Annotated in this window: 15 protein-coding genes; 5 read left to right on the forward strand and 10 right to left on the reverse strand. The window is 70.4% G+C overall.

Annotated features, from left to right (window positions below; genetic code table 11):
* Window positions 1–56: 56 nt before the first annotated feature.
* Together FPZ41_RS11370 and FPZ41_RS11375 are read left to right on the forward strand one after the other, a co-directional pair.
* Complete coding sequence (locus tag FPZ41_RS11370) at window positions 57–2198, forward strand: PTS fructose transporter subunit IIABC (protein WP_152861655.1); 2142 nt, start codon at window positions 57–59, stop codon at window positions 2196–2198.
* 297 nt (window positions 2199–2495) lie between these two features.
* Entirely contained in the window at window positions 2496–2768 is a 273-nt protein-coding gene (locus FPZ41_RS11375) for a hypothetical protein (RefSeq protein WP_131571984.1), read from the forward strand.
* Between the two features lie 48 nt (window positions 2769–2816).
* On the opposite strand, the gene FPZ41_RS11380 is transcribed toward FPZ41_RS11375, so the two are convergent.
* Both FPZ41_RS11380 and FPZ41_RS11385 read right to left on the reverse strand, forming a co-directional pair.
* The gene (locus tag FPZ41_RS11380; protein ID WP_152861657.1) at window positions 2817–3572 is read right to left on the reverse strand and encodes a DUF6227 family protein; all 756 of its coding nucleotides are present in this window, start codon (window positions 3570–3572) and stop codon (window positions 2817–2819) included.
* A gap of 224 nt (window positions 3573–3796) precedes the next feature.
* The gene (locus FPZ41_RS11385) at window positions 3797–4984 is read right to left on the reverse strand and encodes a L,D-transpeptidase (RefSeq protein ID WP_152861716.1); all 1188 of its coding nucleotides are present in this window, start codon (window positions 4982–4984) and stop codon (window positions 3797–3799) included.
* A 401-nt stretch (window positions 4985–5385) separates the two neighbouring features.
* Between FPZ41_RS11385 and FPZ41_RS11390 the strand changes: the two genes are divergently transcribed.
* Window positions 5386–5787, forward strand: coding sequence for a DoxX family protein (locus tag FPZ41_RS11390; protein WP_152861659.1), 402 nt, complete (start codon window positions 5386–5388; stop codon window positions 5785–5787).
* A 68-nt stretch (window positions 5788–5855) separates the two neighbouring features.
* On the opposite strand, the gene FPZ41_RS11395 is transcribed toward FPZ41_RS11390, so the two are convergent.
* Both FPZ41_RS11395 and FPZ41_RS11400 read right to left on the reverse strand, forming a co-directional pair.
* Complete coding sequence (locus tag FPZ41_RS11395) at window positions 5856–6887, reverse strand: P1 family peptidase (RefSeq protein WP_152861661.1); 1032 nt, start codon at window positions 6885–6887, stop codon at window positions 5856–5858.
* Between the two features lie 34 nt (window positions 6888–6921).
* Window positions 6922–8151 carry a low temperature requirement protein A gene (locus tag FPZ41_RS11400; RefSeq protein ID WP_152861663.1) on the reverse strand — a complete coding sequence of 410 codons (1230 nt, stop codon included), beginning with the start codon at window positions 8149–8151 and terminating at the stop codon, window positions 6922–6924.
* A gap of 130 nt (window positions 8152–8281) precedes the next feature.
* Between FPZ41_RS11400 and FPZ41_RS11405 the strand changes: the two genes are divergently transcribed.
* Window positions 8282–8464 (forward strand): hypothetical protein, encoded by a 183-nt coding sequence (locus tag FPZ41_RS11405; protein ID WP_152861665.1) that lies wholly within the window; start codon window positions 8282–8284, stop codon window positions 8462–8464.
* 28 nt (window positions 8465–8492) lie between these two features.
* On the opposite strand, the gene mscL is transcribed toward FPZ41_RS11405, so the two are convergent.
* Window positions 8493–8963 carry a large conductance mechanosensitive channel protein MscL gene (mscL, locus tag FPZ41_RS11410; RefSeq protein WP_322620097.1) on the reverse strand — a complete coding sequence of 157 codons (471 nt, stop codon included), beginning with the start codon at window positions 8961–8963 and terminating at the stop codon, window positions 8493–8495.
* A gap of 123 nt (window positions 8964–9086) precedes the next feature.
* Window positions 9087–9713 carry a CpaB family protein gene (locus FPZ41_RS11415; RefSeq protein ID WP_228022682.1) on the reverse strand — a complete coding sequence of 209 codons (627 nt, stop codon included), beginning with the start codon at window positions 9711–9713 and terminating at the stop codon, window positions 9087–9089.
* Here FPZ41_RS11415 and FPZ41_RS47010 point away from each other — a divergent pair.
* The gene (locus FPZ41_RS47010; protein ID WP_194236066.1) at window positions 9622–9810 is read left to right on the forward strand and encodes a hypothetical protein; all 189 of its coding nucleotides are present in this window, start codon (window positions 9622–9624) and stop codon (window positions 9808–9810) included. The genes FPZ41_RS11415 and FPZ41_RS47010 overlap by 92 nt on opposite strands.
* A gap of 143 nt (window positions 9811–9953) precedes the next feature.
* Here the strand turns inward: FPZ41_RS47010 and FPZ41_RS11420 are convergent, their stop codons facing one another.
* The 4 genes from FPZ41_RS11420 to FPZ41_RS11435 form a co-directional block, all read right to left on the reverse strand.
* Window positions 9954–10796, reverse strand: coding sequence for an S-methyl-5'-thioadenosine phosphorylase (locus FPZ41_RS11420; protein WP_152861667.1), 843 nt, complete (start codon window positions 10794–10796; stop codon window positions 9954–9956).
* Window positions 10797–10905: 109 nt separating this feature from the next.
* A complete protein-coding gene (locus tag FPZ41_RS11425; RefSeq protein WP_322620098.1) occupies window positions 10906–11250 on the reverse strand; it encodes an FmdB family zinc ribbon protein in 345 nt (114 codons plus the stop codon).
* A 68-nt stretch (window positions 11251–11318) separates the two neighbouring features.
* Window positions 11319–12599 carry an MFS transporter gene (locus FPZ41_RS11430; RefSeq protein WP_322620099.1) on the reverse strand — a complete coding sequence of 427 codons (1281 nt, stop codon included), beginning with the start codon at window positions 12597–12599 and terminating at the stop codon, window positions 11319–11321.
* A gap of 262 nt (window positions 12600–12861) precedes the next feature.
* Complete coding sequence (locus tag FPZ41_RS11435) at window positions 12862–14397, reverse strand: potassium/proton antiporter (RefSeq protein WP_152861669.1); 1536 nt, start codon at window positions 14395–14397, stop codon at window positions 12862–12864.
* Window positions 14398–14587: the final 190 nt, after the last annotated feature.

The following is a 14587-nucleotide window of genomic DNA, read 5'->3' on the forward strand; positions in this document are numbered from 1 at the left end:
GTTCCCAGCCCCGCCCACGACTCCCCACGGGCGATACGCGTGCGAAGGAGCCCGCGATGAGCGAGATGATCACCGCGGACCTGGTCGACCTCGACCTGTCCGCCGACACCAAGGAAGCGGCGGCCCGTGCGCTCGCCGAGCGGATGGTGGCCAAGGGCCGGGTGACCGACCTGGACGGCTTCCTCGCCGATGTGGCCGCTCGCGAGGCGCAGATGCCGACCGGCCTCGACGGCGGCATCGGCATCCCGCACTGCCGCAGCGAGCACGTCACCGAGCCGACTCTCGCTTTCGGGCGCAGCGCGGCGGGTATCGACTTCGGCGCGGCCGACGGGCCCGCCGACCTGATCTTCCTGATCGCGGCTCCGGCCGGCGCGGACGACGCCCACCTCACCATCCTGTCGTCCCTCGCCCGCCAGCTGATGAACGCCGAGTTCACCTCCGCACTGCGGTCCGTGGACGACGCGGAGCGGGCCGCGGCGCTCATCCGGGGCGACGACGACGCCCAGGGCACCGAAGACTCCGCGGCGGCGCCGGCCGGAACGGCCTCCGCCGACGCCGCCGCGGTCAGCACGGACGACGACCGCGCGGGCGACGAGGGCGCGGGCGACAGCCGGGGCGCGGCGGGGGCCAAGGGTGCCGCGAGCGCCGATGGCGCCGTGAGCGCTGCGGGTGCCGCGAGTGCGGCCGGCGCCGAGGAGGCCCGTCCGTTCCGTATCGTCGCCGTCACCTCCTGCCCCACCGGCATCGCGCACACCTATATGGCAGCCGAGGCGCTGGAGAACACGGGCCGTGACACCGATGGTGTCGAGGTCGTCGTCGAGACGCAGGGTTCGGCCGGATTCTCCCGGCTCGACCCGGCCGTCATCGCCGCAGCCGACGGCGTGATCTTCGCCCACGACGTCCCCGTACGCGAGAAGGAGCGGTTCGCGGGCAAGCCCACCGTGGATGTGGGTGTGAAGGCGGGTATCAACCGGCCCGCCGAGCTGATCGCCGAGGTCCGCGACAAGGCCGCGCGCGGCGAGGGCACCGAGTCCGCCCGGCCCGGCTCCACCCCGGTCGAACGCGCGGGCGAGCCCGGCGACGGCTACGGCACCAAGCTCCGCAAGTGGCTGATGTCCGGCGTGAGCTACATGGTTCCGTTCGTCGCGGCGGGCGGTCTGCTCATCGCGCTGGGCTTCGCACTCGGCGGTTACGAGATCAACGGGGCCAAGCCGGTCACCGAGCACTTCGACTGGGGACAGGTCGACAGCTGGGCAGCGCTGCTGTTCCAGATCGGCGGCGTCGCCTTCGGCTTCCTGATCCCCGTCCTCGCGGGTTACATCGCCTATGGCATGGCCGACCGCCCCGGCCTCGTCCCTGGCTTCGTCGGCGGAATGATCGCCTCCAACATCGCCGCCGGCTTCCTCGGCGGTCTGGTCGCCGGTCTGTTGGCCGGTGCGGTGGTCCTCGGCATCCAGCGGATCAAGATCCCGCCGGTGCTGCGCGGCATCATGCCGGTGGTCGTGATACCGCTGGTCTCCTCGATCGTCGTCGGCTTCCTGATGTTCGTCGTGGTCGGCAAGCCCATCGCCGAGGCGCAGAAGGCCATGACCGACTGGCTGGGCGGCCTCTCCGGGACCAACGCCGTCCTGCTCGGCATCCTGCTCGGCCTGATGATGTGCTTCGACCTGGGCGGTCCCGTCAACAAGGTCGCGTACGCCTTCGCCACGGGCGGTATCGCCGTCCAGGACCCGAGCGGTTCCGCGATGAAGATCATGGCCGCCGTGATGGCCGCCGGGATGGTCCCGCCGCTGGGCATGGCCCTGGCGACCACGATCCGCAAGAAGCTGTTCACCCCCGCCGAGCGCGAGAACGGCAAGGCGGCCTGGGTCCTCGGCGCCTCCTTCATCTCCGAGGGCGCGATCCCGTTCGCCGCCGCCGACCCGCTGCGGGTCATCCCGGCCTCCATGGCGGGCGGCGCGGTCACCGGCGCGCTGACCATGGCCTTCGGCTCGACCCTGCGCGCCCCGCACGGCGGCATCTGGGTCACCTTCCTGATCGGCAAGCCGCTCCTGTACCTGCTGGCCATCGCGGTCGGTACGGCGGTCACGGCCGGCCTGGTCATCGTCCTGAAGGGCATGCGGAAGACAGAGCCGGCCACGGTCACGGAAGCGGCCCCGGCCACCGGCACCGAAACGAAGCAGCCGGTCGCGGCCTGAACCCGCGACCGGCCCGCACAACGGCCGATGGGGCGCACGACGGCCGATGGGATGTACCACGGCCGATGGGGCGTGCGACACGACAGCCCATCGCCATACGGCGAGCCCATCGCCACACGGCGGCCGCAGCCCGTTGGACAGGGGGCTGCGGCCGCCGTGCTTCGTCCGCTTACTCACCGCGGTGTGTATTTGGTGTGTATTTGCCGGTTTTACATCGGCGGTGAGTTTTTCGGGTCACCTGCGAGATGCGTCACGGTCCGGGCCAAAAAGCCCGGACCGTGGTGTCTACTGGGAGGCATGCCTGAGCCCGTGTCGATCCTCCATTTGCTGGGCGTGACCGCCCTCGCCGTGGCGGCGGTCATCTGGGTCGCCATGCTGGTCTGCGTCATGCGCCGCGACCTTCCTGTGCACCGCCGGCAGTTCGCAGCCCTGACCCGCCGCGGCAGGATCCTGCGGGTCCTGCCCTACCAGCGCCACTCCGCCCCCTACATCGAGCACGTCGAACTGACCCCGGCGGAACGCGACGCCTTCGCGGTCCTCGTACGACGGCTCAGCGACGGCCGCCCCTGACCGCAGGGCAGTCAGGAACGACCCCGTGGTCGCCCTGATCGTCTGCGGTCAGCACGGCTCGCCGCTTGCCGCCCGCCGCTCCATCGCGTCCCGGGCCGCGTCCTCCGTCGCGTAGACCTCGCACATGTGGCGCCCGTCCGGCGTCGCCGTGTGCTCGACCTCCCACAGGGAGATCTCCCGGCCGTCCGTGAGCAAGAACGCGTGCTCGTACAGCGAGAAGTTCGGCCCGACGCGGCCCGAGCGGCCGGTGCGGCCGAACGCCTGGGTGATCTCGTGCGCGAACGCCGTCCGCAGCAGCAGCGTGGCGAGCTCGTCCCCCGGCGGGTCCGGGTTCTCGGCGCGTCGCAGCAGCCGCCGGGCGTGGTCGGCCGAGTCGTCCGGCACGTACTCGTGGCGGGGCTCGGGGACCGGCGCCAGTTCCACCGTGACGGGCAGTTCGAACTCCGGCGTGTCCGACGGCAGCGGCAGCCGCGCCGTGGCGGCCCGCAACTCCTCCTCGTCCACGTACACCTCGTGCTGTGGATCGCTGCCCGGCGCCGTGTTGTGCGCCAGCTCCCACAGCGTGAGCGCGCAGCCGTCGGCCAGCAGCCACGTGTGCCGGTACGTCGCCCGGTGCAGCCCCGCGCTGTAGTGCGCCGAGTGCAGCGAACTGTCGTACGCGAGCGCGCAGTCGAGCCGCCGTATGGTCTCGTCGGGCAGCTCGAAGGAGTTCAGGGCGCGACCGAGGAGTCGCGCGAGGTGCTCCTCCGGAGACTCGGGCGACTCGGGTGGCTCGTACGCTGCCGTCTCGTACGGAACGCTCAAGGCTTCTCCCGGCGTTGCTGCATGTCACCTTGTGGGTGCATACCGTAGCCCCTCGGTCGGACATCATGTCCGGGAACCGAGAAAACGTACGTTCTGAAAACGCCAGGGCCGCGCGGATGGTTCCCGCGCGGCCCGCTTGTTTTTGCCGAAGATCTTGGCGTCGTGTCACCAAAGAGTGCTTGTCATGGCCGAGTTGGCCGTGACGTCATCTGCCGTGGCACGGCTCAGAGGGCGCTGCCCGCCGTCCAGGCGCTCCACGGCATGTTCCAGCCGTTGAGGCCGTTGTCCGGGGCGACCGTCTTGTCGGGGGAGTTCTTGACCGTCACGACGTCGCCGATGAGCGTGTTGTCGTAGAACCACTTGGCGGGGGTGTCGCCCTGGGCGCCCTGCACGTCCTGGAGCCCGACGCAGCCGTGGCTGGTGCCCTGCCTGCCGAAGGGCGGGTTGCCCTTGGCGTACCAGTAGTTGCCGTGGATGAAGGTGCCCGACGTCGTCAGCCGCATCGCGTGCGGCACATCCGGGATGTCGTACTCGCCGCCGAAGCCGACCGTCGATCCGTTCATCCGCGTCTGCACGAACTTCTCCGAGACCACCATCTGCCCGTTGTATGTGGTGTTATCCGGGCTGCCCGCGGAGATCGGGATCGTCCTGATCGTCTTCCCGTCACGCACGACCGTCATGGTCTGCGTGCCGGCGTCGACCGTGGAGACCTGGGACCGCCCGACGGTGAAGCGGACCGTCCTGTCCTGCACGCCGTGGATGCCCTTGGCGCCCTCCACCCCGTCCAGGTCGATCTTCATCGTGACCTCGGAGCCGGCCTTCCAGTACTCCTCGGGCCGGAAGTCGAGCCGCTGCGCCCCGAACCAGTGCCCGACCACCTTCTGCCCACTGCTCGACGACACCGTGATGCCCGACTGCACGGCCTTCTTGTCGGTGATCGCCTTGTCGAACGTGAACGACACCGGCATCCCCACACCGACCGTGCTCCCGTCGTCCGGCGTGTACGTCCCGATGAAACTGTTGGCCGTAGTCACGGTGGTGAAGATCGAGTTGGCGGCGGACGTGCGCCCGTCGGTGTTCTTCGCGATGGCCGAGATCTGGTACTTCGTGCCCCGCTCCAACCGCTCCTTCGGCTTCCATGCCTTGTTGTCCGCGGACAACGCCCCGGGCACGGCCTGCTCCGTCCCCGCCACCGTCATCTTCACCTCGGTCAGCTCGCCACCGCTGACCTTCACACCGGTCGCGTTGATGGACGCACCCGTCGAGCCGTCCTTCGCCGAGATCGTGATCCTCGCCGCGGAGCCCTCGGCGGGGCCCTTGTCGTTGTCGGCCTTGGCGCTGCCACCGCAGGCGGTGAGCGTCAGGGAACCGACCACCAGGACGGCCCAGGCCCCCAGCGTGCGTCGCACCATCTTGTCCGGCGATGTCACGGGCTGCTCCATCTTCTCGCTTCGTACGTGATCCGCTTCAGTACGAGGAGAAAGAGCGCTCGGGGCTCAGTGGGGTTCCGGCGGTCCCACCGCTGCAGCCGTCGCGTGACAGAACCCGGACAATCGCCTTACGGGGCCCGCTTGATGGACTCCGCCCGGTGGACTCCGCCCGGTGGACTCCGCCCGGTGGGCTCCTCCCGCTGGATTCCTCTCTCTGGGCTCCTCCCGATGGACTCCTCCCTCTGGGTTTCTCCCTCTGCGCTCCTTCCTCAGCGTTCTCCCTTACCTCGTTCCCCCTTCCGGGCCCGCGGCCATGTCACACTCGTCGGCCCCCGCTCCGTCCCCGTTGGTGTACCGGCACGCCACGACAAGGAGCCCTGTCCATGAACGCGCTGTTGTGGACCGCGCAGATCCTGCTCGCCGCGATCTTCCTCCTCTCGGGGACGCTCAAGGCGACCCTGCCCAAGGAGCGCCTGCTCGCCACCGGGCAGAGCGGGGTCGCACCCTTTCCCCCTTCCGTGATCAAGCTGACGGCCTGGGCGGAACTGGCCGCCGTCCTCGGTCTGGTCCTGCCACAGCTCACCGGCATCGCCCCCACCCTCACCGCGGTTGCCGCCGCCGGTCTGATGCTCGTCATGACCGGCGCGCTGATCAGCCACTCGACCCTGCTGCGAGCCGATCTCCGGGCAGGACGCCGTCTCCACGAGTCCATCGAGTCGGTCGCCGTCCTCACCTGTCTCGCACTCCTCGGCCTGTGCACCCTCGTCGTCACCGGCCGCACTTGACCTCCTGACCTCCTGACCCCCTGGCCCCCTGCCCCCTGACCCACGTCAGGCGCGCCCCGGAACGACTCTCAGTCCCCGTACAACTCCCTGTACGCCGGCCACACCCCGCCCGGCCCCTCCACCGATTCGGCAGCCCGCACCGCTCGGACGATCGCCCGCGTCACCAGGTCCGCGCCCGCCGCGAGTACCTCGTTCAGGGCGAGGGGGTTGTCCGAGGGCAGGGGGTGGGCGGCGGTGGCCAGGGTGAAGACCGTGTCGCCGTCGTTGAGGAGGTGCACCGGGCGTATGGCGCGGGCGATGCCGTCGTGCGCCGTGCCTGCCAGCTTCTGCGCCTGGGCGCGGGTGAGATCGGCGTCGGTGGCGACGACCGCGAGGGTCGTGTTCAGCGAGGGTGCGGCTTTCTTGGCGGTGGCCTCCGCGAGCCGCTGCCGTGCCGCCTCGTGCACCTCGGCCGCCGGGTGGGCCGTACGGCCGCCTCCCTGGAACAACTCCCCGTAGAGCACACCCGTTTCCGGATCCATCACCGACCCCGCAGCGTTGACCACCACCAGGGCGGCCACCGTGACACCTGAGCCGAGCACGACGCTCGCGGTGCCGACGCCGCCCTTCAGCTGCCCGACCGTCGCCCCGGTACCGGCACCCACGCAGCCCTCCTCGACCGGTACGCCCGGCTCGCTCGCGGCGGCCGCCTCCACCGCGGCCCGTCCCGTCGCCGCGTCCGGCCTGGCACGGAAGTCACCGCCACGGCCAAGGTCGAAGACACAGGCCGCAGGCACGACCGGCACGACGTGCGTCGGATCGGGACCCACTCGCACTCCGCGTCCCCGCTCCTCCAGCCAGGCCATCACCCCCGACGCCGAGTCCAGCCCGTATGCGCTGCCCCCGGTCAGGACGACCGCCTCGATCTTCTGCACCAGGTTCCGCGGATCGAGCGCGTCCGTCTCCTTGGTCCCCGGCCCGCCGCCGCGTACGTCCACGGCCGCCACCGCTCCGCCCTCCGGGGCGAGCACGACCGTCGTCCCGGTGAGCCAGCCGTCGCCGATCCGGGTGGCGTGTCCGACCCGCAGCCCCACGACATCTGTCAAAGCGTCAACTGTCATGGACCCAGTGTGGTCCGGCGCGGCTCATCCCGCCTCACCCGGCCGATGCCGTCGCTCCCCCCTCTCTCGCCGCCATCCGCGCCGTGAATACCCCTGCGGCTACGGCCAGCGCTGTCACGATGCCCGTCGCGAACACCGCCCAGTCCCCGAGGAACGTGCACGCGATCACCGTCAGCGCGGTGGTGGGCAGCACGGCCTGCTGGGCGATCCCCACCTTGAAGTGGCGCGCGTGCAACGCCCACACGGTCAGGAGGTACAGCGCCGTCGGCAGCGTCACCGCGGCCGACGCGACGAGCGCCGAGATGTGCGCCTTGCCGACCGACTGCTCCACCGCGACCTCCAGTCCGGCACCGATCGCGGCCGCCGACGCGAAGATCAGGTAGTGCCCGTACCCCCACAGGAAGCTGTCCCTGCTGGAGCGCAGCCGCCCGTGGATCGGCACGACGAAGTAGATCCACCACGCCGAGAACACGGTCAGCAGCCCGCCCGCCGCGATCGGCAGCAGCTCACCCAGCGCTTTGCTCTCCTGCACGCCCGACTTCACGGCGAGCGTGGCCGCGGCGATCGTCTCGCCGAGCACGATGATCGTGAACAGTCCGTAGCGCTCGGCGATGTGGTGCGGATGCCACGCCGTGACACAGGCCCTCTCCGCGTACAGCGGCACGCACATCTCCGCCAGCACCATCACCAGGTACACCCAGGGACGGTCCGGGGCAGGGAAGAAGAGGAGCCCCGTCCAGCCGATCTGGCACAGCGCCACACCGCCCGCGTACCGCAGCGCCATGGTTCTCTCGGCGCCCCGGGCCGACCGAGCCACCCGCAGCCACTGGGCCGCCATCGCCAACCGCATGATCACATAGCCGATCCAGACGACCAGGAAATCGTGGTGTTCGAACGCCTGGGACACTCCGGCCGCGAGCACCAGCACACCGGCGATCTGGACCAGCGTCACGATCCGGTACAGCACGTCGTCGTTGTCGTACGCCGAGGCGAACCAGGTGAAGTTCATCCAGGCCCACCAGATCGCGAAGAAGATCATCGCGTAGTCGAGGATGCCCTCGCCCACGTGGTTCTCCGCCACCACGTGGACCAGTTGGAGGCCCGCCTGGGCGACCGCCACGACGAAGCACAGGTCGAAGAAGAGCTCAAGCGGTGACGCGACCCGGTGCTCCTCGTCGCGCCCCCGCGCGACCAGCCGCCGCACAGGACCGCCGCCGGAGGCATGAGCGGAGTCCGAAGCTGATCGGGCAGAACGGGATGTCATGGGGCCAAGCACACCAGAAAACCCAGAGAGCTTCCCCGAACCGCGCGCACCGGCGGGCGAGCCCTCACGGACACCGTGTCCTCCCGTGGCGCCCGGGTCTCGCCCGACTGCAGGGCCGTACCCTGGGGGCATGAGTACCGCTTCCGCCCCCGAACCGCGCGAGCAGGCGAAGGCCGCGCTGGTCTTCGACGACCCGCTCGACCAGCAGTCGTCGGACGACACGGACCGCGGGTGGGGCGAGCGGCCCGCGGCCGGCGACAGCGTCGCCGACCTGAAGCGCTTCCTCGACGAGAAGCCGCCCCACCACCTCTGAAGACGCTGAATGCGGTCCGTGAACCGCGTTACTCGCGGTCGTGGCCCGAGCCTCGCTGCGCGACCAGGGCGTCGCGTATCTCCTTCAGGACCTCCAGCTCGGTCACCTCGATGACCTCCTGCGTGCCCTCCTTGGCCTTGCGACGGGCCTCCAGCCGTGAGAGGTACTTGGCCATCGGCAGCACCATCAGGAAGTAGACGACGGCCGCCGTGATCACGAAGCTGAGGGTCGCTCCCAGGACGGAGCCCCACATGATGGTGATGCCCGTCGCGGCGTCGCCGCTGCCCGTGCAGGGGTCCTGGAGGCAGTAGCTGTAGTGGTCGAGGTTCTTGGTGCCGACCGCCCCCACCAGGGGGTTGATGACGCCCTTCACCACCGAGTTCACGATGTTGGTGAAAGCCGCGCCGATGACCACGGCCACCGCCAGGTCGACGACGTTCCCCCGCATCAGGAAGGCCTTGAAGCCCTCCCAGATGCTCGGCTCCTTCTTCTTGCTCACCGCGACGCCTTTCCGTGCAAGTCGTGGAACAAATGACTCCGCAACTTACGGCACGGCGTCCGGGACCTGTCCAGTCGCACCTCTCGAACGAGAAGTGTGACCGGCGCTCGACGGTCCCCCTCGTCACGGTCGGCACAGTGTCACCGCCAGCCGTGAGGTCGCGCCCGCGCCCGCCAGCCGTGCCGCCGTGGCCCGGGGCACGGTCAGGACCACCAGCGCCCCGCTCTCGGTGGCGCTCGCCGCCGGCACCCTCGTCACCCGGGCCCCGCGCGCGACCACCCGGGCGCCGCCGCCATTCGTCGACGACTCCTCGGCCGCGATCACGTCGACCCGGTTGCCGGGCCGCAGCAGCCGCACCGTGGCGCCGTCGGCGATGCGCACCGGCGCCGCCACCGTCTCGACGACTCGTCGCCGCTCCGGCACGGCCTCGGCCATCGGATGCCCGCGGGCTCGCTGGCCATCCTGAGCCGGCGCCGCATCCCGCGGACCCGCCGCCACCAGCGCCGCAGCGGTCACGGCCAGCCCGGCAGCCACGGCCCGCCTCCGGCACCGCACGAGCCGCCGCAACTGGTACCGGGCACCCCCCACCCGCAATGGGGCGAAGTGCGGAACCTCGCAGGTCGGGGGAGCGCCGGAACCGGGCGGGCCATGGAGGGACGTGGACAGGGGTCCCGTAGACGAAGACGCAGACGACGACGGAAAAGACGAAGACGAGCCCGAGGACGAGCCCAAGCCCGAGGACGAGCCCATGGACGAACCCGTGCCCACGGACAACGAAGACGAGGACAACGAAGACGAGGACAGGGAAGGAAACGGAAGGGACATGAGGCCACCACCTGCTGCGTGAGATCGGCTTGCGGTCCCACGATGAGGCTTCGCGGCAGAGTCGGCCGACGCCCGTGGACAACCCACGAGCTGTGGATAACTCCCTCCCCCGAACGGGAAGTTCCGCCGACCGGCGCCCCTGCCGCAGCCCCCGCGCCCCACCCATCACGGCATGGCGAACCCCGGATCCATCCCGCCCAGCGCCGTCGTGCACAGGCAGTCGCGCTTCTCGGTCGGCGGCAGTGCGGCGACCGCGTCGAAGAGGACGCCCCGCAGCCGGTCGACGTTCGCCGCGAACACCTGGAGCACCTCCTCGTGCGAGACACCCTCGCCGGTCCCGGCGCCCGCGTCGAGGTCGGTGACGAGGGTCAACGACGTGTAGCAGAGCTCCAGTTCACGGGCGAGCGCGGCCTCGGGATGACCGGTCATGCCGACCACGGACCAGCCCTGAGCCTGGTGCCAGAGCGACTCGGCGCGCGTTGAGAACCGCGGCCCCTCCACGACGACCAGCGTGCCGCCGTCCACCGGTTCCCAGTCCCGCCCGCGGGCCGCCTCCAGCGCGATTCTGCGGCCCGTGGGGCAGTACGGGTCGGCCAGCGACACGTGCACCACGTTCGGGGCGTCGCCGCCCGGCAGCGGCAGCCCGTCGAAGTACGTCTGCGTCCGCGCCTTCGTACGGTCCACCAGTTGGTCCGGCACGAGCAGCGTGCCCGGCCCGTACTCCGGCCGCAGTCCGCCTACGGCGCAGGGTCCCAGCACCTGGCGCGCCCCGACCGACCGCAGCGCCCACAGGTTGGCGCGGTAGTTGATGCGGTGCGGCGGCAGGTGGTGGCCGCGCCCGTGGCGGGGGAGGAAGGCGACCCGCCGCCCCGCGATCTCGCCGAGGAAGAGGGAGTCGCTGGGCTGCCCGTACGGGGTGTCGACCTGTATCTCGGTCACGTCGTCGAGGAAGGAGTAGAAGCCCGAACCGCCGATGACACCGATCTCAGCGTTTTCCGTGTTCGCCATGCCCGCACCCTAACCGGGGCCCCGGAAACGCCGAAAACCCTGTCGCCGAACGACGACAGGGTCCCGTAACCCTTTTGCTGCGGAGCCTTTTGGCGCGGCCGACCGGCCCCTACGCCGCCGAGCTGCTGCTGGAGGCGGAAGAGCCCGAGGCCGACGAGCTCGACGACGAGCCGGAAGACGACTTCGAGTCGGACGACGACTTCGAGTCCGTCGAGGACTTCGAGTCCGACGACGTCGAGGACTTCGAGGACGACGACGTGCTGCTGCTCGACGACGAACCACGGCTGTCGTTCCGGTAGAAGCCGGAGCCCTTGAAGACGATGCCGACCGCGGAGAACACCTTCTTGAGGCGGCCATTGCAGTTGGGGCACTCGGTCAGGGCGTCGTCGGTGAACTTCTGCACCGCTTCGAGGCCCTCACCGCACTCGGTGCACTGGTACTGGTACGTCGGCACTGGTCTTCCTCCTGGCACTCTCACTCGATGAGTGCTAACGACGGTCCATAGTGACGTATTCCGTCGGTTCAGTCCACTGCCACTTGTGAGCGGTGACCGATGCCACGTGCGACGGTGCGGTTCCGGGGCCGTGGCGCGAGCCGTGACCGCAGTGCGGCCAGGACCGCCAGCGCCAGCGCCGTACCGGCCGCCGGCGCCAGGAATCCGGCACCGTCCCAGAGGCGGTCCTCCAGCTGTCCGGCGACCGTGACGGCGGCGGCCTGACCGAGCGCGACCGCACCGGTCAGCCAGGTGAAGGCCTCCGTGCGGGCGGCCGCCGGCACCAGATCGTCGACCAGCGTGTAGCCGATGACCAGGGTGGGTGCGACGCACATGCCGACCAGCAGGCCGAGACCGCCGAGGACCAGCACGGACATCGCGGAGTGGGCGGCCCACAGGCCGGCGGCGGTCAGGGCGAGGGCCGTGTACGCGACGACCAGTCGCCGCTGCGGGGCCGCCTTCCAGGCGATCGCACCGCAGGCGAGGCCGGACAGCATGTTGCCCGCCGCGAAGACGCCGTACAGGACACCGTTCAGACCGGGCTCGCCGATCGACTCGGAGAACGCGGCGAGCGAGACCTGCATGCCGCCGAAGACGGAGCCGATCCCCAGGAAGGCCACGATCAGAACGCGCACTCCGGGGACCCGCAGTGCCGAAACGTGCTCCACGCGCGCGTGCCCGTCGAGAACGGGAGCGGGTTGCGTGCCCCTCTGGGCGGCGAAGAGCAGACCGCCGATCAAGGTGAGGGCGGCCTCCGTCACCAGGCCGGCCGCCGGGTCCACGGTCGTGCACAGCGCGGTCGCCAGCAGCGGGCCGAGGACGAAGGTCAGCTCGTCCGTGACGGACTCGAAGGCGGTCGCGGTCGTCATCAGGGGCGTGCCCTGGAGCTTCATGCCCCAGCGGGCGCGCACCATGGGGCCGATCTGCGGCACCGAGGCACCGGTGGGAACGGCGGCGGCGAAGAGCGCCCACAAGGGGGCGTCCGCCAGTGCCAGCGCCGTCAGGGTGAGGCCCGCCAGGGAGTGCAGGACGACGCCGGGCACCAGCACGGCCCGCTGTCCGTGGCGGTCGGCCAGACGCCCGCTGAACGGGGCGAACAGTGCCATGGAGACACCGGTCACGGCGGCCACGGCACCGGCCGCCCCGTACGAGCCGGTGGTGTGCTGTACCAGCAGCACCAGGGAGATGGTCAGCATCGCGAACGGCTGGCGCGCCGCGAAGCCGGGGAGCAGGAACGTCCAGGCGCCACGGGTGCGCAGCAGCTGCCCGTAGCCCGGGCGGGACGACGTCGAGGTGACCGTGGACGCCACGGCCCATGCCTTTCGCCGCCTGGTAGCACGCGCCCCGTTGTCCGGTCATCCGGGAGGCGTGCCGAGAGCTGTCCTCTTGCGCGTACTGCGGTAGATACCGGAGTCCACTGCGAGGAGGCGTCCCGGCCGCCATACGGTCGCGCCAGCTCTGCGTCAGGCAGAGGTGGTTCGATCAGGGTGCGCCTTCATAGTACAGAGGTGATGTTGCCGTTCTCCTGTGAAAGCGAGCACCACCAGACAGTCGACCTGGGATTGCGGCGGCCTATGAGCGCGCCCCGCCGTTCGGTGTCCCCAGCCAGCCGGCCAGCTTTCCGCCCAGGCCGACCGCCCGCAGGCGCCGTTCCGCCGCGTCCCGGACAGGGTCCGTGGCCACCACGAGCAACTCGTCGCCGCGTCTCAGCACCGTGCTCGGCAGGGGGACGAACGACGTGCCCTCCCGGACGACGAGCGTGACGGCCGCGCCGGCGGGCAGCCGGAGCTCGCTGATCTCGACGCCGTGCATCTTCGAGCCCTCGGGGATCGCCACGGACAGCAGGTGCCCGCGCAGCCGCTCCAGGGGTGCCGACTCGATGCCGAGGTCGGCCGCCTCGGGGCCTTCGCCCAGGCGCAGCTTCCGCGCCAGCCAGGGCAGTGTGGGTCCCTGGACGAGGGTGTAGACGACCACGAGCACGAAGACGATGTTGAAGATCCGGCGGCTTCCCTCGACCTGATTCACCATGGGGATGGTGGCCAGGATGATGGGCACCGCGCCGCGCAGCCCGGCCCAGGACAGCAGCGCCTGCTCCGGCCAGGGCACCCGGAACGGCAGCAGCGCGACGACGACGCTCACCGGCCGGGCCACTATCGTCAGCACCAGGCCGATGATGAGCGCGGGCACGATGTCGTCGCCCATCCCGTGCGGGGTCACGAGCAGGCCGAGCAGGACGAACATGCCGATCTGGGCGATCCAGCCGACTCCCTCGGCGAAGCCGCGGGTGGCGGGCCAGTGCGGCAGCCTGGCGTTGCCGAGCACCATGGAGGCCAGGTAGACGGCGAGGAAGCCGCTGCCGTGGGCGAGCGCACCGGCCGCGTACGCCGTGACGGCGATGGCCATGACGGCGATCGGGTAGAGACCGGAGGCGGGCAGGGCCACGTGCCGCAGCCCGAACGCGCCGAGCCAGCCCACCGCGAGACCGATGGCCGCGCCGATGGCCAGCTCCAGGGCTATCTCCCCGACCAGTACGTACCAGTGCTCCACCGGTCCGGCCATGGAGAAGGAGACGACGAGGATGACCACCGGGGCGTCGTTGAAGCCGGACTCGGCCTCCAGGGTGCCCGTCAGATGCGCGGGCAGGGGGATCCTCCGCAGGACGGAGAAGACCGCCGCCGCGTCCGTCGAGGACACCACCGCGCCGATGATGAGCGACTGCCGCCATTCCAGCCCGATCAGGTAGTGCGCGCCCGCGGCTGTCACGCCGACGCTCACCGCGACGCCGACCAGCGCCAGTGAGGTGGCGGCCGGGAGGGCCGGTTTGATCTCCTTCCACTTCGTGCTGAGGCCGCCCTCCGCGAGGATCACGACGAGGGCCGCGTACCCGATGACCTGGGTCATCGCGGCGTTGTTGAACTGGATGTCCCCGAGCCCGTCCTGGCCCATGGCGACGCCTATGCCCAGGTAGACGAGCAGGCTGGGGAGCCCGCTGCGCGAAGAGATACGAACCGCTGCCACCGCGACGAGCAGAACGAGCGAGCACACGAGCAGGAGCTGGTTGAGGTGGTGGACAGTCAGCGGCTGGTCCCTTCTCGCGGGTCCGGGCAGTTGGATACCAGCACGTGAAGGCGATCGTCCGCACGCGCTTCAGTGCAAGTACTTCGTTACCTTACCTAACTCTTGACGTTTTCTTGACGCTCGGGAGTGGCAAGATCGAACGCCCGTACGTGCTGGTTGCCGACTCCGCGTCAAGTTGTCTCGCGCCCTGCGCCTATGGTTGCTCCTGCGCTCAGTTAAA

Origin of the sequence: Streptomyces acidicola, assembly GCF_009377235.1 — a bacterium.
GTDB classification, from domain to species: domain Bacteria; phylum Actinomycetota; class Actinomycetes; order Streptomycetales; family Streptomycetaceae; genus Streptomyces; species Streptomyces acidicola.